General features: G+C 64.2%; 13 protein-coding genes and 1 pseudogene. 7 read left to right on the top strand and 7 right to left on the bottom strand.

The features are described 5' to 3' along the window. Nucleotides 1–131: 131 nt before the first annotated feature. The 3 genes and pseudogenes from AC1VON_RS02840 to AC1VON_RS02830 all read left to right on the top strand — a co-directional run. A pseudogene (locus tag AC1VON_RS02840) lies at nt 132–3,706 on the top strand (NAD-glutamate dehydrogenase); the annotation flags it as partial. Beyond that, nucleotides 3,701–4,921, top strand: coding sequence for a hypothetical protein (locus AC1VON_RS02835; protein WP_483126258.1), 1,221 nt, complete (start codon nt 3,701–3,703; stop codon nt 4,919–4,921). The pseudogene AC1VON_RS02840 and the gene AC1VON_RS02835, both read left to right, overlap by 6 nt. A gap of 273 nt (nt 4,922–5,194) precedes the next feature. Then, the gene (locus tag AC1VON_RS02830; RefSeq protein ID WP_172348017.1) at nt 5,195–6,571 is read left to right on the top strand and encodes an MFS transporter; all 1,377 of its coding nucleotides are present in this window, start codon (nt 5,195–5,197) and stop codon (nt 6,569–6,571) included. Nucleotides 6,572–6,698: 127 nt separating this feature from the next. On the opposite strand, the gene purH is transcribed toward AC1VON_RS02830, so the two are convergent. From purH to htpX, 4 genes are all read right to left on the bottom strand, one after another. Continuing rightward, nucleotides 6,699–8,315, bottom strand: coding sequence for a bifunctional phosphoribosylaminoimidazolecarboxamide formyltransferase/IMP cyclohydrolase (gene purH / locus AC1VON_RS02825; RefSeq protein WP_483120344.1), 1,617 nt, complete (start codon nt 8,313–8,315; stop codon nt 6,699–6,701). A 123-nt stretch (nt 8,316–8,438) separates the two neighbouring features. Continuing rightward, a complete protein-coding gene (locus AC1VON_RS02820; protein ID WP_172348019.1) occupies nt 8,439–10,163 on the bottom strand; it encodes a heparinase II/III family protein in 1,725 nt (574 codons plus the stop codon). A 148-nt stretch (nt 10,164–10,311) separates the two neighbouring features. Further along, nucleotides 10,312–11,700, bottom strand: coding sequence for an RsmB/NOP family class I SAM-dependent RNA methyltransferase (locus AC1VON_RS02815; protein ID WP_483120343.1), 1,389 nt, complete (start codon nt 11,698–11,700; stop codon nt 10,312–10,314). After that, nucleotides 11,697–12,719 (bottom strand): zinc metalloprotease HtpX, encoded by a 1,023-nt coding sequence (htpX, locus tag AC1VON_RS02810; RefSeq protein ID WP_483120342.1) that lies wholly within the window; start codon nt 12,717–12,719, stop codon nt 11,697–11,699. Before htpX ends, AC1VON_RS02815 begins: the two co-directional genes overlap by 4 nt. A 105-nt stretch (nt 12,720–12,824) precedes the next feature. Here htpX and AC1VON_RS02805 point away from each other — a divergent pair, with 105 nt between their 5' ends. Next, nucleotides 12,825–13,046, top strand: a complete 222-nt coding sequence (locus AC1VON_RS02805; protein ID WP_056575042.1) for a DUF1674 domain-containing protein — start codon at nt 12,825–12,827, stop codon at nt 13,044–13,046. Nucleotides 13,047–13,201: 155 nt separating this feature from the next. Here AC1VON_RS02805 and AC1VON_RS02800 read toward each other — a convergent pair whose 3' ends face one another. After that, the gene (locus AC1VON_RS02800; RefSeq protein ID WP_483120341.1) at nt 13,202–13,867 is read right to left on the bottom strand and encodes an HAD-IA family hydrolase; all 666 of its coding nucleotides are present in this window, start codon (nt 13,865–13,867) and stop codon (nt 13,202–13,204) included. A gap of 165 nt (nt 13,868–14,032) precedes the next feature. On the opposite strand from AC1VON_RS02800, the gene AC1VON_RS02795 reads away from it, so the two are divergent. The 3 genes from AC1VON_RS02795 to AC1VON_RS02785 all read left to right on the top strand — a co-directional run bounded on the left by AC1VON_RS02795 (nt 14,033) and on the right by AC1VON_RS02785 (nt 18,391). Next, nucleotides 14,033–14,902: a transglutaminase-like domain-containing protein gene (locus AC1VON_RS02795; RefSeq protein WP_483120340.1), complete on the top strand. Its 870-nt coding sequence runs from the start codon at nt 14,033–14,035 to the stop codon at nt 14,900–14,902. Nucleotides 14,903–15,276: 374 nt separating this feature from the next. After that, nucleotides 15,277–16,755: a TadE/TadG family type IV pilus assembly protein gene (locus AC1VON_RS02790; protein WP_483120339.1), complete on the top strand. Its 1,479-nt coding sequence runs from the start codon at nt 15,277–15,279 to the stop codon at nt 16,753–16,755. Between the two features lie 373 nt (nt 16,756–17,128). After that, nucleotides 17,129–18,391, top strand: a complete 1,263-nt coding sequence (locus AC1VON_RS02785) for a class I SAM-dependent methyltransferase (protein WP_483120338.1) — start codon at nt 17,129–17,131, stop codon at nt 18,389–18,391. Here the strand turns inward: AC1VON_RS02785 and AC1VON_RS02780 are convergent, their stop codons facing one another. After that, nucleotides 18,392–19,141: an MOSC domain-containing protein gene (locus tag AC1VON_RS02780; RefSeq protein WP_483120337.1), complete on the bottom strand. Its 750-nt coding sequence runs from the start codon at nt 19,139–19,141 to the stop codon at nt 18,392–18,394. Then, a complete protein-coding gene (gene acs / locus AC1VON_RS02775; RefSeq protein WP_483120336.1) occupies nt 19,141–21,096 on the bottom strand; it encodes an acetate--CoA ligase in 1,956 nt (651 codons plus the stop codon). The genes AC1VON_RS02780 and acs overlap by 1 nt, the downstream gene beginning before the upstream one ends. Between the last annotated feature and the right edge of the window lie 219 nt (nt 21,097–21,315).

Here is a 21,315-nt window from a genome sequence, read left to right as displayed (position 1 = left end):
ATTTCTCCTCTTCGGGCGCCGCCTTGCCGCCGAATTCGGATAATTCTTGGCAAGCCGTCAAACCTTTGTCGCCAAACAGCGGTCATCTGCTACGATAGTCGTAAAAGCATTCGACGGGAGGGAATAGCGTCATGGCCCGCGTGAAATCCGCAGCGAAGCCGAAGAAAAAACCCACATCAGCGACAAAGACCGAGGAAAGGCCAGCCCGGCTCGCTGATTACCTGCTCGCTCGCGCCCCGGCCGAAGACATCGCCGCCTATGACGTGGCCGATCTCGAACGCGCCGCCGACCTCGCCGGCCAGGCGGTAGCCAGGCACAAGAAGGGCGCGTGCGTCGTTGCCGTCGAGACCGATTCGGGCGTCGTTCGCGAAGGCCGCCCGGTGACGGTCATCACCGTCGTCAACGACAACATGCCGTTCCTTTTCGATTCCATCCTCGGCGAGGTTACCGAGACATCAGGTGAACCGACATTGGTCACCCACCCGGTCATCACCGTGCGGCACGGCAAACGCGGTGTCGAGGAGATCCTGGGCGACGGCAATTTCGCCAAGGACGACGGCAATCACGACCGGCTGAGCGTCATCCACGTCCATATCCCGCGGCTGACGGCGGACGCGGCAAACGCCTTGACCGAGCGGCTGCGCAAGATGCTTGGGCAGGTTCACGCCGCCGTCAACGACTGGAAGCCGATGCTGGCCCGGCTCGACCAGGCGATCTCCGAGTTCCGCTATTCGCCGGTGCCGCTCGACAAGAAGAGCGTGGCCGAGGCGATCGCCTTCCTGGAATGGCTGCGCGACGACAATTTCACCTTCCTCGGCATGCGTGAGTTCAAATACACCGGCGGCGAGGAAAGCGGCAATCTGGAGCGCGCCGACAAGCCCGGCCTCGGCATCCTCAGCGATCCCGACGTACTGGTGCTGAGGCGCGGCACCGAGGCGGTGACGACAACGCCCGAGATTCGCGCCTTCCTGCATGGGCCGGAGCCGCTGATCGTCACCAAGGCCAATGCCAAGTCTTCCGTGCACCGGCGCATCTATCTCGATTACATCGGCGTCAAGACCTACACAGCCAAGGGCGTATTGTCGGGTGAACTGCGCATCGTCGGCCTGTTCACCTCGACCGCCTACACACGGTCGGTGATGAAGATCCCGTATCTCAGGTCAAAGGCCGAGACCATCATCGCCAAGTCCGGTTTCGACCGGCACGACCACTCGGGCAAGGCGCTGATCAACGTGCTGGAAAGCTATCCGCGCGACGAACTGTTCCAGGTGCCGGTGCCGATCTTGCGCAAGCACGCCGCGGCCATTCTGGGGTTGATCGAGCGGCCGCGCGTTCGGGCGCTGGTGCGCGCCGACCAGTTCGACCGCTTCGTCTCGATCCTCGTCTTCGTACCGCGCGACCGCTACGATAGCGTCGTGCGCGAGAAGATCGGCGCCTATCTCAAGACCGTGTTCGAGGGCCGACTGTCGGCCTATTACCCGGCCTTCCCCGAAGGCGGGCTGGCGCGCGTGCACTTCATCATCGGCCGCTCCGGCGGCAAGACGCCGAAAGTCGAGCAGGCGACGATCGAGGCGGCGATCCGCGACATCGTGCGCACCTGGGAGGATGCCCTTTCCGACGCGGCGGAAGCCGATGGCGGCGACCAGGCGTTGAAGGCCATCGCCGCAAGACTGCCGGAAAGTTATCGCGACTCCTTCAGCGCGGCGGTGGCGCTGGTCGATGCCGGGCGCATCGCCAGGATCAGCGCCGATAATCCGATCGCCATCGACTACTACCGCCATGCCGAGCAGAAGCCGCATCAGGCGGCGCTGAAGATCTATCACCACGGCAGCCCGGTGGCGCTGTCGCGGCGCGTGCCGGTGCTGGAAAACATCGGCTTCCGCGTCATCAGCGAGCGCACCTTCGAGGTCGGTGGCGTGCAATCCGGGCTGGTCTTCATCCACGACATGGAACTGGAGAACAGCTACGGCAAGCCGATCGACCTTACCGACGGCGGCGCGCTGTTCGAGGACGCGTTCCTGTCGGTGTGGCGCGGCGATGTCGACAATGACGGCTATAACGGCTTGGCCCAGACAGCCGGCCTGTGGTCCGGTGAAATCACCATCCTGCGCGCCTATGGCCGCTATCTGCAGCAGGTCGGCATTCCGCAAAGCCAGGATTTCATCGCGGCGGCTCTCAACCGCTATCCCGAGATCGCGCGCGGCCTGCACGCGCTGTTCATTGCCCGGCTTGGCCCCACGGCCGAGGGCGATGGGGTGGTGGCGGCAAAGCATCTCAAGGCCAAGATCAAGGATGCGCTGGAGGATGTGCCCAACATCGATGACGACACCATCATCCGCCGCTACCTCAACCTGATCGAAGCCTCGCTACGCACCAATCATTTCGTTGCCGATACGAAGCAGAAAGGCCAGTCCCTGGCGATCAAGCTTGAGTCGCAGGCGGTCGAAGGGCTACCGGCGCCACGGCCGTGGCGCGAGATCTTCGTCTACGGTTCCGAGGTCGAGGGCCTGCATCTGCGCTTCGGCCCGGTGGCGCGTGGTGGCCTGCGCTGGTCGGACCGTGCCCAGGACTACCGCACCGAGGTGCTCGGCCTGGTCAAGGCGCAACAGGTCAAGAATGCCGTGATCGTGCCGGTCGGCGCCAAGGGGGGTTCTTCCCCAAGCGCCTGCCGGTCGGCGGCAGCCGCGACGCGATCTTCGAGGCGGGCACCTCTGCCTACAAGAATTTCGTCTCGAGCCTGCTGTCGATCACCGACAATATCGGACTGGACGGTGTCATTCCGCCAGCGGGTGTCGTGCGCCGCGACCAGGACGATCCCTATTTCGTCGTCGCCGCCGACAAGGGCACGGCGACCTTCTCCGACACCGCCAACGCCATCTCCGAGAAGCATGGCTTCTGGCTCGACGATGCCTTCGCCAGCGGTGGCTCGGCCGGCTATGACCACAAGAAGATGGGCATCACCGCCAAAGGCGCATGGGAAGCGGTCAAGCGGCATTTCCGCGAGATGAACGGCGACATCCAGACATCGCCTTTCACCGCCGTCGGTGTCGGCGACATGTCGGGCGACGTGTTCGGCAACGGCATGCTTCTGTCGCCGAAAACCAGGCTGATCGCCGCCTTCGATCATCGCGATATCTTCATCGATCCCGATCCGGACATGGCGGCCTCGATGGCTGAGCGCGAGCGCATGTTCGCGCTGCCGCGTTCGAGCTGGCAGGACTATGACAAGAGCAAGCTGTCGGAAGGCGGCATCATCGTCTCGCGCAATCAGAAGTCGATCACCTTGCCGGCCGCGGCCGCGGCCGCAATCGGCCTCGGCAAGACGACCGCCACGCCGGTCGAGATCATGACCGCCATCCTCAAGGCGCCGGTCGATCTTCTGTGGTTCGGCGGTATCGGCACTTACTTGAGGGCATCCGCCGAAACCAACGCCGAGGTCGGCGACCGCGCCAACGACGCCATCCGCATCACGGCGCTCGACGTGCGTGCCAAGGTGATCGGCGAGGGCGCCAATCTCGGTGTCACGCAGCGGGCGCGCATCGAGTTCGGCATGAATGGCGGCCGCTGCAATTCCGACGCCATCGACAATTCGGGCGGCGTCAATTGCTCCGACGTCGAGGTCAACATCAAGATCGCGCTGGCGTCGGCCATGCGCAAGGGATCCCTGACGCGCCCCGCACGCAACAAGCTGCTGGCCGAGATGACCGACGAGGTCGGCGGGCTGGTGCTGTCAAACAACTATCAGCAGACGCTGGCGCTTTCGATCGCCCGCAAGCGCGGCCTCGCCGACATCGCGCATCAGGCCCGGTTCATGTCGGCCCTCGAAGCGCGCGGCCTGCTCGACCGTGCCGTGGAAACATTGCCGTCACCGGCGGCCCTTGCCGAGCGTGAGGCACGTGGCGAGCCGCTGACCAGGGCCGAGCTCGGCGTGCTGCTCGCCTATGCCAAGATCGTGCTGTTTTCCGACATCGTCGCCAGTGACGTGCCTGATGACGCGCATTTCGACCGCGATCTGATGGGCTATTTCCCGGACCGGATGGCGAAGAAATACGCCGCCGAAATCCATGGCCACCGACTGCGCCGCGAAATCATCGCCCGCGTCATCGCCAACGACCTCGTCAATCGCGGCGGCCCTTCCTTCGTCAACCGGCTCCAGGAGGCCACGGGGCGTACCGCCGCCGACGTGGTGCGCACCTTCGCCGTGGTGCGTGACGGCTTCGCGCTGCCGGCGCTCTATCGCGAGATCGACGCGCTCGACAACCAGATCGACGGTCAGGTGCAGCTCGATCTCTATCAGATGGTCAGCCGGCTGATCTACGTGACCAGCGGCTGGTATCTCAAGAACGATACCGGCATGGCGCCGCTCGGCCAGCGCATCGCGGAACTGCAGGAGGCGCGCAAGGCGCTGGAGCCGAAGCTCGTTTCGCTGCTGCCGGCCTTCTCGCGCGAGCGGATCGAGGAGAAGCGGCACGGGCTGTTCAAGGCCGGCGCACCGGAAAAACTGGCCGAGCAGCTGGCGCTGAGCGAGGTGGCGGAACTCATCCCCGACATCGCGCTGACCGCACGGATGGCAAATGCCGACATCGTCGCCGCTGCCAAGGCGTTCTTCGCGGTCAGCGATGCCTTCCGCATCCCGCGCGTCGAGGACGCGGCGCGCTCGATCACGCCGTCGGACTACTATGATCAGCTCGCTCTTTCGCGCGCCACCGACACGATTGGTGCGTCGCGTCGCGGCATTGCGGTCGCGGCACTCACCGGCCATGCCAAGGCCGCCGATCCGGTCGCGGCCTGGCTGGAAGCCGGCGGCGAGCGCGTGTCGCGCATCCGCGAGCGACTGCAGGCGCTGACCGAAGGCGGCGACATCACCGTGTCGCGGCTGTCGGTCGCGTCAGGACTGATGAGCGACCTGACGGGGATGTGAGGAACTCTTGCAGAGGTTGGCGCCGCCCTCATCCGGCTGCCGCCACCTTCTCCCCGTATAGTGACGGAGAGAAGGGAACTGGCCGCAAGGCCGGCGCCCATTCTGCGACGTCGACAAGTGACGAGAATCTCCACGAGAGCGTCTTTCTCCCCGTCACAATACGGGGGAAATGTCCGGCAGGACAATGAGGGGCGGCGCGACGCTTGTCATTTGCATGAGCATCGGAAACATGCAGACATGGCGCCCGACGCGGGCGGGGCCAAAGGAATCATCATGGCGGTAGAAACAGTGCAGCGTGCGTCGGGGCGCGGCATCTGGGGATGGATGTTATTCGACTGGGCGGCGCAGCCGTTCTTCACGGTCGTCACCACCTTCATCTTCGGCCCCTATTTCGTTTCGCGCATGGCGGGCGATCCAACCACCGGCCAGGCTGTCTGGGGCTACGGCATCGCCGCCGCCGGGCTGGTCATCGCCGTGCTGTCGCCGATCCTCGGCTCGATCGCCGACCAGACCGGGCCGCGCAAGCCGTGGATCGGGTTTTTCGCGGCGATCAAGATCATCAGTCTCATCTTGCTCTGGTTCGCCGCCCCGGGCTCGAACCTGTTCCTGATCGTGGCGCTGTTCTCGCTGGCATCGGTGGCGGCGGAATTCTCCACCGTGTTCAACGATTCGATGATGCCGCGGCTGGTGCCGAAGAGCGAGATCGGCCGCATCTCCAACACGGCCTGGGGCCTCGGCTATCTCGGCGGCATGATCGCGCTGATTTTCGTCGTCACCTGTCTGGCGGGCTCGCCGGAGACCGGCAAGACGATCATCGGCATCAACCCGCTGTTCGGGCTCGACCCGAAGCTTGGCGAGGATGCGCGCGCCACCGGGCCGCTTTCTGCCGGCTGGTACTTCCTGTTCATCCTGCCAATGTTCTTCTTCACGCCGGATGCCATCAAGGGCATTCCGATCGGGCCGGCGGTGCGTGAAGGCCTGTCGGAGCTGAAATCGACGCTGGCCGAGGTACGCAGGCGCGGCGGCATCTTCCGCTTCCTCGTCGCCCGCATGATCTACCAGGACGGCGTCAACGCGCTGCTGGCACTTGGCGGTACCTTCGCGGCGGGCATGTTCCACTGGTCGATCACCGAGATCGGCATGTTCGGCATCATCCTCAATGTCGTCGCCATCTTCGGCTGCTGGATCGCGGCCCGGCTCGACACCGCGCTCGGCTCCAAGGCGGTGGTGATGATTTCGCTGGTCATGCTGTCCGTCGCCACCATCGGCGTCGTCTCGACCGGTCCCGGCTTCACCTTGCTCGGCCTGATCCAACTCCCGACCACCGACTCAGGTGGCCTGTTCGGCACGGCCGCCGAAAAGGCCTACATCATGTATGGCCTGCTGATCGGGCTGGCCTTCGGTCCGGTGCAGGCGTCGTCGCGTTCCTACATGGCGCGCAGCGTCACGGCGGCGGAATCCGGGCGCTATTTCGGCATCTACGCGCTGGCCGGCCGGGCGACCAGTTTCCTGGCGCCGTTCATGGTTGCCACCATCACCGCGCTGAGCGATTCGGCACGGCTTGGCATGGCCGTGATCATCCTGTTCCTCGGCATCGGCATGGCGATACTGGTTCGCACGCCATATCCGGCGGACCGGCCGGCGGAGTGAGCTTACCCTCCTTGTCGAAGGGTCGATCCGCGAAGCGGGGGCGGCGCTGCCCCCACTCAGTCTCACGAACTTTGCTTCGCAAAGATCGTTCGCCGACCCTCCCCACAAGGGGGGAGGGTGAACGCGCTCAGTGCCTGAAATGCCTGACCCCGGTGAACACCATGGCGATGCCATGTTCATCGGCCGCGGCGATGACGTCGTCATCGCGCATCGAGCCGCCTGGCTGGATCACCGCCGTAGCGCCGGCTTCGATCGCCGAGAGCAGGCCGTCGGCGAAGGGGAAGAACGCGTCGGAGGCGACCACCGAGCCCTTGGTCAGCGGTTCGGCCGAGCCCGCGGCCTCGGCCGCGTCGAGCGCCTTGCGGGCGGCGATGCGGGAGGAATCGACCCGACTCATCTGGCCCGCGCCGATGCCGACGGTGGCTCCGTCCTTGGCATAGACGATGGCGTTCGACTTGACGTGCTTGGCGACGCGGAAGGCGAATTTGAGATCGGCCATTTCGGCCGGCGTCGGCGCCCGCTTCGTCACCACCTTCAGCTCGAGGTCGTCGACCACGGCATTGTCCCGACCCTGAACGAGCAGGCCGCCGGAGACGGACTTGACCGTCGTGCCAGGCGAGCGCGGGTCGGGCAGGCCGCCGGTGACCAGCAGGCGCAGGTTCTTCTTCGCCGCGACGATTGCCGCCGCTTCTTCGGTGGCGTCGGGCGCGATGATCACTTCGGTGAAGGTTTTCACGATTTCCTCCGCCGCCTCGGCGTCGAGGATGCGGTTCACGGCGACGATGCCGCCGAAGGCAGAGACCGGATCGCAGGCAAGCGCCTTGGCGTAGGCCGCCTTCAGCGAGGCGCCCTCGGCGACGCCGCAAGGGTTGGCGTGCTTGATGATGGCCACAGCGGCGGAGCGGGCAGGATCGAACTCGCTGGCGAGTTCGAAGGCGGCGTCGGTGTCGTTGATGTTGTTGTAGGACAGCTGCTTGCCCTGCAGCTGTCGTGCCGTGGCGACGCCCGGACGCTTGTCGCCATTGACATAGAAGCCGGCGCCCTGGTGCGGGTTTTCGCCGTAGCGCATCACCTCGGCCAGCCTGCCGCCGAAGGCGCGCCAGGTCGGATGCTCGATCTCCAGCGCCTCGGCGAACCAGCCGGAAATCGCCGCGTCATAGCTGGCGGTGCGGGCAAAGGCCTTGGCCGCCAGCTTCTTGCGAAAATCCAGCGACAGCGAGCCGATGTTCATCTCCAGCGCGTTCAGCACCGAAGCGTAATCGCCGGGATCGGTGACGATGGCGACATAGGCATGGTTCTTGGCCGAGGCGCGGATCATTGCCGGGCCGCCAATGTCGATGTTCTCGACGATCGCGGCATAGTCGGCGCCGGAGCGGCGGACTTCCTCGAAGGGATAGAGATTGGAGACGACGAGGTCGATCGGTTCGATGCCGTATTTGCGCATCGCCATGGCATGCTCGGGGTCGTCGCGCACGCCAAGCAGCGCGCCATGCACCGACGGGTGCAAGGTCTTGACGCGGCCGTCCATGATCTCGGGAAACCCCGTGAGCTCGGAGACGTCGCGCACCGCCATGCCGGCTTCGGCGATCGCCTTGGCCGTGCCGCCGGTCGAGACCAGCTCGACACCGGCCGCGGCCAATGCCCTGGCGAAGTCGATGAGGCCGGTCTTGTCGAAAACCGAAAGCAGGGCGCGGCGCACGGGGACGAGATCCGGGGCGGGAATGTTCTTGGCGGCGACGGCCATGGGCTGGCGGCCTTTCACGGCTGGAGGGGCAAGCCCGCGCCGTAGCACATGACATCAGGAAATCAAGCGGCAACCCAGCGCTGCACACTTTTCGGCATCATGCTCCAGCGGTGGCCGGCACCATCAATTGTTTTCCGGATAGCCGGCGATGCTGGTGCGCGTCAGCTGCCAGTGGACTTCGGCCACCTCGGAGGCCTTGAAGGCAAGCACGATCTGGCGGCTGCGGCGCGGACCGCCAAGACCGGCGAAATAGATCGATTCCTCGACCTCCGGCACCACTTCGCTTGACGTGAACACCCAGCTGTCGGCCTGGTCGGCGGTCAGCACGAGGCGATCGTGCTCGTCCTGCAGCAGGTTGATGTCGGGATGGACATGGAAGCGCACGGTGATGAAATCACGGCCATTGTTGCGGATCGAGGCATTGCCGGGCCTCTGGAACCGGTCCCTGCCGGCCAGCACATTGCCGTTCGTCGACAGCTTCAGCTCGCGCTCATGCAGGAAGCCGAACCGCTGGACATAGCCGTCATGGCGGGCGATGAAGCCCTGGACGCCCTTCTGGTCGATGCGCTTGCACGGCACATGCTGCGGGCCGCCGATCAGCGGCGAACCGAGCAGGTCGTTGACGCGCAACGAATGGCTGAAGCGAGCCGACGAGGTGTCATTGATGGTGGCGGTCGAGTGCGCGGCCGTGGCGCGCGCCAGCGGCCGGAATTCAGCGGCGCCATAGGTGTCGATGCCAGCATTGACGATATAGTGCTGGCGGCCGGACGACAGTTCGAAGGCGAGGCAGCCTGCGTGCGCGGCGTTGGAGACGTCGACCGGCGGCGGCAGGCCAGTGTCGGCAATGACCGTGACGCCGCCCATCGACAGCCGCTCATAGCCCGAATGCGGCGCGTGCAGCAGCGGTGCGCCGGCGGTGTCGTCATGGCGCAGGATGGTGGCGATGCGGTCATGGATGGTGGCGCCCATGCCGTTGAAGCGGGCGAGGCTGCCATCTTGGTGGCGGAAGAAGCGCAGCGCCGGCAGCATGCGGTCGATGGCGCCGATCAGTGCCTGCGGCGGGGTTTCGGCCTGGTTGGCGTAGGTCTGGCGCAACGGCAAAAGGTCGGCGAGAATTTCCAGCACCGCCATCGGATTGCGCGAGATATGGCCGCCATCGGCGAGGATCTGGCGATTAAGCTCCTCGGCGAGGTTGCGGGTTGCGCCGCGCAACGCCGAAGCCGGCGCCGGCAGCGAAAGAGCGGCGAAGGCGAGCGCGATGCGGGCACGCAGCCGGTCCTTGCCGTCGGGCATTTCGCGCGCCATCGACCTGAGATAGCGGATCTGGACGGCCAGCGATTTCAGGAAAGCGCGGTAGAAGGGAAATTCGGCTCCCTGCAACACGACGGAGGAATGCTGCAGCCAGGCGATGATGCGCTTGGCCGTGGTGCCGGGCTCCCAGGCGACACCGGCAATGTTGTTGCCGTGCATGGCGATCCAGTCGGACACCAGGGCACGCGCATTGGCGGCGGCAAGCTCGGTACCGGCGGCGCGCATGTGGCGCAGCCAGCGAAACCCATGCAGCGTCTTTTGCCAGCCGCGGTTGGGCACGTTGATCTGGAACGGCGATTTGCCGCCGGTCTCGACCAGATGCCCCGACAAGGGATAACGGCCGTAATAGATCTCGAGCGCGATCTGCGGGTCGGCGAGGCGCAGATCCGGTGGCGCGATCAGGACGCGTTCGGGCGTGCGGCCGGAATAGCGCCAGCGATAAATCGGCCCGGCACGCAGGCGCCGGCGCGTTTTGCGCCAGAACTCCTTCGCGACCAGCGTCCACAGACGCGTCGTGTTGCCGGCAGCAAGTGCCAAAAGCCCTCCTGGTCGTCCTCTACCCCGGCACCAAGTTTACATGATTGAACGACTCGTGCGAAGGCGAATTCCTGGGATCGGGTCCGTTTCACCGGGTTTTGTCCCATCCCCTCCCTAAAAAAGTCAGCAAATCCGGATGCTTACATATTCAGCCGGCGCGCCGCATGCGGGCGGCGAAGAAGCCGTCCAGGCCGGAGCGCTCCGGGGCGCCGAGATCGAGATCGGCTGGCGTGGTGCGCAGCGTGCCTTGTTTCGTCAGGAACGAATCGATGCCGGCGATCTCGCCCCGATGCAGCGGATCGTCGACGACATCAGGCGATTGCTTGAGGAAAGCGCGATAAAGATCCTCGCCTTCAAGCGGGTCGAGCGAACAGTTGGAAAAGACGATCCTGCCACCGGGCTTGACCAGGGTGACGGCGCGGGTGAGTAGCCTGCGTTGCAGGTCGGCGAGCTTTTCGACGTCGGCCATGGTCTTGGTCCACGGCACGTCGGGATGGCGGCGCACCGTGCCGGTCGACGAGCAGGGCGCGTCGAGGAGCACGGCGTCGAACAGCTCCGCCGGCTCGTATTCGAGCAGGTCGGCCTGGACGATGTCGGCCGAGAGGCCGAGGCGGTCGAGATTCTGCGCCAGCCGCGCCAGCCGGCTCTTCGAGGTGTCGACGGCGGTGACCCTGGCGCCGGCCAGGATCAGCTGGGCGGTCTTGCCGCCGGGCGCGGCGCAGAGATCGGCCACACGCAATCCCCTGGCATCGCCGAACAGTTTTGCCGGTAGACTGGCCGCCGCATCCTGTACCCACCAGGCGCCTTCGGCGAAGCCCGGCAGGTCGGTGACCGCGCCGACAAGATTTTCCACGCGCACCGTGCCGGTCGGCAGCACGGTCCCACCAAGCCTTTCGGCCCACAGTTCGGGATCGGCCTTGACCGAGAAATCGACGGGCGCCTCATGGCGATGCGCCGCCAGGATCTGTCGGGTCTTGTCCACGCCATAGGCGGCCTTCAGCCGGTCGGAAAACCATTTCGGCGCTTCGTCGGTGGCGGCAAGGGCGGCCGGCAGTTCGGTTTCCTTGGCTCGAGCCAGCGTGCGCAGCACGCCATTGACCAGGCCGGAAAAACGCTGTGTGCGCGGATCGGACTTGGCGTGGGTAACCGCGAGGTCGACGGCGGCGCTGTCGGGAATGTCGAGGAACAGGATCTGCGCCGCCGCCACATGCAGTATGTGCGACAAAGCGGTGGCATTGGGCGGCAGCGGCTTTTCCAGGCGCTTTGCCAGCAGCCCGGTAATGGTCATGCGATAGCGCAGCGCGGTGACCAGGATGGCGCGCACCAAGCCACGGTCACGCAGGTCGAGCGCCCTGTATTGCGGGTGGCCGTTTTCGTGGTCGGTCAAGCCGTCGAGCGGCGTCCTTGCGTCGATGACGGCGGCAAGCAGCCGCGCCGCCGCCTTGCGGGCAGCGAGACCGGCGACGAATTCGCCGCCGTCCTTGTGGTCCTGATCGCCTGAGCCTGTGCGCCGAGGTGTTCTGCCTACCACGCTCACGACCACCGGCCTTTGGGCCCGGTCGGGTTGCGACCCCACGGATTGGGTTTCGGCTTGGCCGGTTCGGTCGGCGGTTCGGCAGCGGCCGGCTTGCCCCAGGGGCCGGCCGACTGCTGTTCGTCGGCCTGCAATGGAACCGGCGCCTGGCGTTGGGTGGTGCGTGCCGCACCGTCACTCATCCCGCGCGCCATCTCCCGCAACGCGGCGATGCGGTTCTCGGTGCTCGGGTGGGTGGAGAACAGACTGTCCATGCGCTCGCCATGCAGGGGATTGATGATGAAGAGATGCGCCATCGCCGGATTGCGCTCCGCATCGGGGTTTGGAATGCGTTCGGCGCCGCGGGCGATCTTGTCAAGCGCGGATGCCAGCCAGAGCGGGTGTCCACAGATTTCGGCGCCGCGCCGGTCGGCCTCGTATTCGCGTGTGCGGCTGACCGCCATCTGCACGATCATGGCGGCGAAGGGCGCCACGATCATGGCCGCCAGCACACCGACAAAGCCGAGCGGGTTGTTGTTGTCGCGATTGCCGCCGAGGAAAAACGCGAAATTGCCCAGCATCGAGATGGCGCCGGCAAAGGTGGCGACGATGGTCATGGTCAGCGTGTCGCGGTGCTGGACATGGGCGAGTTCGTGCGCCATGACCGCCGCGACCTCCTCATGGCTCAACCGCTGCAACAGGCCGGTGGAAGCGGCGACCGCCGCGTTCTGCGGGTTGCGGCCGGTGGCGAAGGCATTCGGCTGCGGATTGTCGATCAGATAGGTTTTCGGCATCGGCAGCCCGGCCTGCTTGGCCAGCGCCTGGACGATGGCGTAGTATTCCGGCGCGTTCTTCTCGTCGACCTCGACGGCACGGTTCATCGACAGCACCATCTTGTCGGCGTTCCAATAACTGAACAGATTGGTGCCGGCGGCGATCAGCAGCGCGATCATCATGCCGCCCGAACCGCCGATCAGGAAGCCGACGCCCATGAACAGCGCGGTCATCGCGGCAAGAAGCATGGCGGTGCGGATGGTGTTCATCGTCTGCTCCGGTCGTGGTGGTGGCAAAAAGAGGTCGATCGTCTTGGTTTCATGGCTATATGATGGGAAAGACCTGCCGCTGTTTCAATCCGCGGGGAATATCGCATGACCGACGAAACCAGTAAAACGCCCGCCGAAACCGATGGCGATGCCTTGCCGAAGGAACTGACGCCGGCCGCACGGCGGGCGCTGGCCGAAGCCGAGGCCCGGCGCACAGAATATCGCGAGAAGGAAGCCGCCCTGCCGAAGGAGATCGGCGGTCGTGGCGGCAAGGAACCCGGCCGCTATGGCGACTGGGAGGTCAAGGGCCTGACCAGCGACTTCTAGGGTGCGTTGATATTCAGGTCAGGCCGACCTGCAAACGGCGGCTTCCTGCGCTTCCGGTGCTCACGTACCCAAAAGTACGCTCCGCTCCGGTTCTCGGAAGCCACCATTTTCGGCTCGGCCTGACCTGAATCCCAACACACCCTGGCCAGTGCTGCTTAGGCAGCGTTGCGCTGCCGCTCAAGCGCCAGCCAACCGCGTTCGTCGATGGTGATGCCGACATCGTCGTAGCCAGCGATGGCTGCATGGTGCGTCGGCAACGGATGCGCGTGTGTGGCGCTGATCACCATGACCGCGGCTTCCGCGGCCTCGGCCGCCGAGATGCCGGCCGGAGCATCCTCGAACACAAGGCAGTCGCGCGCATCGACGCCGAGCCGTTCCGCTCCAAGCCGGAAGCAGTCGGGCGCCGGCTTGCCGCGGGAAACGTCTTCCGCGGCGACGAGGACGGCGGGAACCGGAATGCCGGCGGCCTTCATGCGCGCAAGCGCCAAGGAGCGTGGCGCCGAAGTCACGATCGCCCAGCTTTCGCTTGGCAACGCGTTGAGAAACGCCGCGGCGCCGGGGATCTGGACAATGCCGTCCAGATCGTCGGCCTCGGCCTTCAGCAGCAGGTCGGCCTCATGCGCCGGATCGACGCCTGGAAGGGCAAGGTTCGTGATGGTCTCGATCGCCCTCACGCCATGGATCGTCGGCAGGAAGGCGGCGACGTCAAGACCATGGCGGCCTGCCCAATCGCTCCACACCCGCTCCGCCGAGGCGATGGAATTGATGAGGGTGCCGTCCATGTCGAAGAGGAAGGCGGCGAATTTTCTGCCAGAAAACATGATTTTCCTTGAAGTCCGGGGGGCGTGTCGAGGGAAGCCCAACCGTAACGTCAAGGCACCGACATGGAAAGGCACGAGGCGTATTTTGGGGCGGTGCAGGGAACCACCGCCACATTGCGACGTTTCAACGACGCTGCTTTCCATGACGATCGAAGGGGACGTGCGATGCTGATCCGGCTCGGCTACGAAATCGCTATTGAATGCACTGAAGCCACTCCTGTGATTTCGCTATTGGAGATCCACAAGGACAGGCAAGCCGATATCAAGCGGCAGACGCGGGTACTGACCTCGCCTGCGGTGCCGACCAAGCTCTATCACGACCTGCATGGCAATGGCTGCCGCCGCTTCACCGCGCCTGCCGGTACGTTCCGCATCCTCTATGACGCGGTCGTCGAGGACAGCGGCGAGCCGGACGAAGTCAACATGCTGGCCAGGGAAGTGCCGGTGGCCGAGTTGCCCGACGAGGTGCTGGGTTATCTCCTTGGCAGCCGCTACTGCGAGACAGATCACCTCAGCAACCTCGCCTGGCAACTGTTCGGTCATCTTCCGTCCGGCTGGGCGCGGGTGCAGGCGATCGTCGACTATGTCCACAACCGGCTGTCGTTCGGCTATGGCTACGCGCGTTCGACCCGCACGGCGGCGCAGGCGCATGAGGAACGGGTCGGGGTCTGCCGTGACTTTGCCCATCTGGCGATCACGCTTTGCCGCTGCATGAACATTCCGGCGCGTTATGTGAACGGCTATCTTGGTGACATCGGCGTGCCGGCCGATCCGGCGCCGATGGATTTCTCGGCCTGGATGGAGGTGTTCCTCGACGGCAAGTGGTACACGTTCGATCCACGCCATAACCGGCCCAGGACCGGCCGCGTCGTCATCGCGCGCGGCCGCGACGCCACTGATGTGCCCTTGCTGCACAGCTTCGGCCCGCACCGGCTCACCCTGTTCAAGGTGTGGACCTACGAACAGGAAGGCAAGCTGTTCAATCCGCCCTATCACGGCATCGACAGAACGGTCAGCGCACAGATGCTGGCTTGAGGCGCATTGATGTTCAGGTGATGCCGGCCTGCAAACGGCTGATACCTGCTCAACGCGCCTTGGTTCTTTACCACATCATTTCTGTCCCGCAATTCGGGACAGTGATCCGCTTCGATACAGAAGGCTGTGCCGCAACAGGACGGCGTCGAGCGCTGCGCGATTGCTTCGATCCGGCCATGGTAAGCGGTCCGTAAACACCACCGAAGTCGCGCGTTACTGTTTACCGATCGTTCACCTTTGCGAAGATCGAAACCCAACAAAAACAACATGTTGAGATCGGCGACTCGGTTCCGGAGCATAACGGGCGCCGTCCGGCTGGAATCCTGCATTGCCCTCATCGCGGCGACGAGGCCGAGGCATGCGGAGGTTGTTGGATGCGAAATTACGGGGGTCTTGTCCACGCGGTCGGCGGGTTCGCCAGACATAGGGGTGGAAATTTCACGGTCCTGTTCGGCTTTGCTGCCTCGGTCCTGGCGCTGGCCGCCGGCTTCTCGGTCAATGTCGCGCAGCTCTACAATGCCAGATCGAGCCTGCAGGGCGTGGTCGACGCCGCGGTGACGTCAACGGCGCGCGACCTGACGACTGGCGCCATCAAGGAAGCCGATGCCGACAAGGCAGTGCAAGCCTTTCTCGACGCCAACAGCATGGCCGGCATCCTGACGCCTGACCAGGTCGTGCTGGACAGGCTCACCGTCAACCCGACCGCCAGAACCGTGCAGGCGGATGTGCATGTCGATGTCAGCCTTTATTTTCCGCTGTTCGGCATCAGTGACATGCGGCGCGTCGGCGCTTCCACCACGGCACTCTATTCCGACAAGCAGGTCGAGGTCGCCATGATGCTCGACATCACGGGATCGATGGCGAAACGAGGCAACGTCGACAAGATCGGCGATCTGAAAGCAGCTGCGAAAAACGCCGTCCAGACGATGCTCCAGAATCAGGATCCGAAGAACCCCCGCATCCGCGTCGCGATAGTGCCTTACGCATCCGGCGTGAACGTCGGCAAGCTGGCGGAAAACGTCTACGCCGAGAAGCAGGCGAGCTCTGATCTGCCGCCGGTCGCCGGCAGTTCGCTTCTCGTCGCAAAGACGGGCAAGACGACGTTGCCGTCCTTCAGCGACTACAAATCCATTGTTGGCGCGGCAATGCCAAAGACCGACAATTGCGCGACGGAGAGGAAGGACAAGAACGGCAATGCGGATTTGAGTGCCGACGGCCCGGACACGGTTCGCACCGACAAGAACGGCAAGAACTACTATGCCCTGGTCAACCGGGATGATCATCTGGGTGGCGGGAGCATGAACAGATGCCCTGACGCGGAAGTGATCCCGCTAACGGCCGATTCCGGCGCATTGCTTGATTCGATCGGTGCCTTCCGGGCCGATGGTTATACGGCCGGCGCGATCGCCATCCAGTGGACCTATTATATGCTGTCTCCGCAATGGCGGGCTGCGATCAAGAATGCCGGTCTCGGCAACGGCGCCTCGGATACCAATGCGAAGAAGATCGCCAAGGTCGCGATCCTGATGACCGATGGCCAGTTCAATACCGCCTTCGCGGGAGTCGGGGGGAACTACAATGGCCAGGGCAACCTTGCGCGTGGCAACGCCGAAGCCCTGTGCGCCAACATGAAAAATGATGGCATCGAGATTTTCACCATCGGCTTCGATCTGAACGACAAGGACATGTCGCCAACCGAGCGAGACCAGGCAAAGGCGGTGCTGAAGGGCTGTTCTTCGAAAGACGCCTCCGCCGCGGCGAGGCATTATTTCGAGGTGTCCACCGGGGTGGAATTGGATGCCGCCTTCCAGGAAATCATCCGCAATACAGAAAAGGTCGCACTGACCCAGTAATCCGCAAAAAGGAAAAGGCCGCCGCTTCTTTCGAAGCCGGCGGCCTTCCGTGTTTCCGTCCATGGCGCGGCCTTTGGCGGCAACCCCTTCGGGCTACCTGCCGCGCATCTCGCGCCTTAACGGGAAGACTGCTTCCCGAAAGTGCAATCCGCTGAGGCCACGTTCTGGAAAACGAAATCACTCGACATCGGATCACCTCCTTTCGATTTGTTGAACACATGCTCATGATGGGGTGCGTTGCAGCAAATGACAAGGTGCCATGTTGAAAAAGGCGCCTGCCGGAAAACCCCGCCCAAGCCTGACCCGTGCTTCGGCTTGCGATCCACGTCCCAAACGGACAAGATTGCGCAATCGGGCCGTGGGGGGAACGAGCATGGACGCCACCGAAAGAGCCGCGCGCATCGTTCGAACGGTAATCGAGGCCCTGAAGCCGGGCTTTGCCGTCCGCCTGTGGACCGGGGAACGGATCGGTCCCGCCGGGGGACCGGTGCTTGCCATCAACGATCAGGACATTGTCTGGCAGTTGGCCCGCCGGCCAAATTTCTCGACGCTGCTGGAGATGTGGATTTCCCGGTCGATCGACGTCGAGGACGGGTCGCTGTTCGATCTCTACGCCTTGCCGTCACAAGGAAAGCTGAGGTTGAAGGCACTGCCGAAGCTGGCGATCCTGCGCGACCTGCCCGCGGTCCTGTTCTCGCGACGGCAAATGACGAAACGGGCCGATCTGGCCGGCCGCAATCCCTTCGTCAGCGGTTCCAACAAGCAGGCGATCGAGCATCACTACGATATTTCGAACGCCTTCTACCGGCTCTTCCTCGACGAGCGCATGGTCTACACCTGCGCCTATTTCACCGATTTCGCCAATGGGATCGACCAGGCACAGAAGGACAAGCTCGACCATATCTGCCGCAAGCTCAGGCTGAAGCCGGGCGACCGTCTGCTCGACATCGGATGCGGCTGGGGCGCGATGCTGATCCATGCCGCGAAGCACTATGGCGCCATCGGCCATGGTGTCTCCCTGTCCGAGGAACAGACCCGGCTGGCGCGAGAACGTATCCGCGCCGAAGGGCTGGAGGACAAGATCACCATCGACATCAAGTCCTATACCGAACTCGACGGCAGCTATGACAAGATCTCGTCGATCGGCATGTTCGAGGCCGTCGGTCTCGCCAACCACGCCACTTATTTCTCGACCGTCCACCGGCTGCTGAAGCCGGGCGGCATCTACCTGCACCACGCCATCACACGTCGTGGCAAGGGCGGCACGAGGAAGACGCTGCGCAAGGGCGCGGAATACAAGGCGCTGATCAAATACATCTTCCCCGGCGGGGAGGTCGACACGATCGGCATGACGCTCGGCAATCTCGAGGCGCACGGCTTTCTCGTCGCCGATGTCGAGAATTTGCGCGAGCACTATGCCCGCACCTGCAGGCTGTGGGCGGAGCGCCTGCATGCCCGTTTCGACGAAGCGATCGCGGAGGTCGGCGAGCCCAAGGCGCGGCTATGGCTGCTTTACCTGACCGGCTGTTCGATCACTTTCGATCGCGGCTCGGCGCAAATCTTCCAGACTGTCGTCACCAAGCGCGCGCGGGGGCCGAGCGGCCTGCCGCCGACGCGAGCCGATCTGTATCGGTAGTTACAGGAAACGCATCGCGTCGCCGACCTTGATGCCGGCCGGCCGATCCACCGTGCAGTAGACGCCGAGATTGTGGGCGTTGTGGCGGACCAGGTTGCGCAGGATACCGGGATCGTGGCCGAAGCCGTCCTGGGCGATGATGGTGAAGCCGCAGCGGCGGCATGGTTCGGAAATCGTCAGGAGCAGGTCGCCGATCGCGAGCTTGCGGCCGATCCATTCCGTTTCGGGAAACGAGCCTTCCATCGCCGCCATGTCGACGACGATGTTGGGGCGGAAGCGGCGCGCGTCGGCCGCCCCATCAGGATGCAGCGCCTTCAACCGCGCAAGCGAAGCCGTGGTCAAGAGGTGGATCGGCGCCTTGGTATAACGCGCCTGCGTGACCGGACCGGCATAGGCGGGTGATGCATTCTCCCGGCCGAACGGCCGGATCGAGGCGGCAAAGCCGAGATAGGCCGATACGGCGCGGTCGCATTCGGCGCTTGGCGCGGCCAGCCAGTCGCCGTCAGGAACGGCGATCTCCAGGTCGCGATCATTGGCCAGCCGGGTGCGGATGCGCGGCACCTTGTGCCATTTCGCCTCGCGGTCGGGCCGGGCAATCTCGTTGTCCGAGGTATCCACGAGGCCGAACATGCGGTCGCCCGCCATGCCCGCCGGTCCGACCAGGATGGCGTCCCGACGCTCGCCAGCGAGCGAACTGGCCGGATAGCGCCAGAGCTGGCTGACAGAGCCCAATGCCGCGTCTTCGCGCATCAGCCCTTCTTGTTCTGCCGGTTGGCAACGAGGTCGTCGACGACCGCCGGGTCGGCCAGCGTCGAGGTGTCGCCGAGCGCGGCAAAATCGTCCTCGGCGATCTTGCGCAGGATGCGGCGCATGATCTTGCCGGATCGGGTCTTGGGCAGGCCCGGGGCGAACTGGATCTTGTCGGGCGAAGCGATGGCGCCGATCTCCTTGCGGACATGGGCGATAAGTTCCTTGCGCAGGTCCTCGGTCGGCTCTTCTCCCTTCATCAAGGTAACGTAGCTGTAGATGCCCTGGCCCTTGATGTCGTGCGGGTAGCCGACGACGGCGGCCTCGGAGACCTTCTCATGGCTGACCAGCGCCGATTCGACTTCGGCCGTGCCCATGCGGTGGCCGGATACGTTGATGACGTCGTCGACGCGGCCGGTGATCCAGTAGTAGCCGTCGGCGTCGCGACGGCAGCCATCGCCGGTGAAGTACTTACCCTTGTAGGTCGAGAAATAGGTCTGCACGAAGCGGTCGTGATCGCCATAGACGGTACGCATCTGGCCCGGCCAGGAATCGGTGATGCAGAGATTACCGTCCGCGGCTCCTTCCAGCACCTTGCCTTCGCCGTCGACCAGCTGCGGCTTGACGCCGAAGAAGGGCCTTGTCGCCGAGCCTGGCTTGAGGTCGGTGGCGCCGGGCAGCGGGGTGATCAGGATGCCGCCGGTCTCGGTCTGCCACCAGGTGTCGACGATCGGCACCTTGCCGTTGCCGACGACGTTGAAATACCACTCCCAGGCTTCCGGATTGATCGGCTCGCCGACCGAACCGAGGACGCGCAGCGACTTGCGCGAGGTCTTCTTCACCGGATCGTTGCCGGCCCCCATCAGCGCGCGCAGCGCCGTCGGCGCGGTGTAGAAGATGTTGACCTTGTGCTTGTCGATGACTTCCCAGAAGCGCGACTGCGACGGGTAGTTGGGCACGCCTTCGAACATCAGCGTGGTGGCGCCGTTGGCGAGCGGGCCATAGACGATGTAGCTGTGGCCGGTGACCCAGCCGACATCGGCGGTGCACCAGTAGATGTCACCATCATGGTAGTCGAAGACATATTGGTGCGTCATCGACACGTAGACGAGATAGCCGGCGGTGGTGTGCAGCACGCCCTTCGGCTTTCCGGTCGAGCCGGACGTGTAGAGGATAAACAGCGGATCCTCCGCCTTCATCTTCTCGGGTTTGCACTCGGCCTTCACCGATGCGACTTCGTCGTGGTACCAGACATCTCGGCCAGGCGCCCAACCGATCTTGCCGCCGGTGCGGCGCACGACGACAACGTTCTTCACCATCACATGGTGCCTGGCGGCAATGTCGATCGCCTTGTCGGTGTTCTCCTTCAGCGGGATCGGCTTGCCGCCGCGCAAGCCCTCGTCGGCGGTGATGACGAAGGTCGATTCGCAGTCGACGATGCGGCCGGCCAGCGCATCCGGCGAGAAGCCGCCGAAGACGATCGAATGGATGGCGCCGATGCGCGTGCAGGCCAGCATCGCATAGGCGGCTTCCGGGATCATCGGCATGTAGATGGTGACGCGGTCGCCTTTCTTGACGCCGTGCTTCTTCATCACATTGGCGAGCCGGCAGACATGTTCGTAAAGCTCGTTGTAGGTGATCTTCTTGTCGTCGTAGGGGTTGTCGCCTTCCCAGATGATGGCGGTCTGGTCGCCGCGCTTCTTCAGGTGGCGGTCGATGCAATTGTACGAGACGTTGGTCAGCCCGTCCTCGAACCACTTGATCGAGACCTTGCCGTCGAAGGAGGTGTTCTTGACCTTGCTGAAGGGCTTGAACCAGTCGATGCGCTTGCCGTGCTTGCCCCAGAATTTGTCCGGGTTCTTGATGCTGTCGGCGTACCATTTCAGGTAGGTGTCATTGTCGATCAGCGCATTCTTCTTCCACGCCGGCTGGACGCGATGGACATGAACCTCGGACATTCCTGACTTTCCTCCCGAACCAATCCGCCGGCTTGAAACGTCGGCGGGATCGCGGCGACGCAGCCACGAATTCGGCGGCATTATTACCAGTTCCGCCGTAACGGCAATATTAGACGTTGGATTCGCGCGGCGGGATGCCGCAGGGAGCCTCGTACGCGCTGTCAGCACTCGAGCCGGTTCGCTGCTAACTGTATGTTTTCCAATCGAAAAGCCTGTTTC

The sequence above is a fragment of the Mesorhizobium sp. HAY1-8B genome (assembly GCF_056868045.1).
Note: the sequence above shows the minus strand (reverse complement) of the source record. Positions and strands in the feature narration are given on the sequence as shown.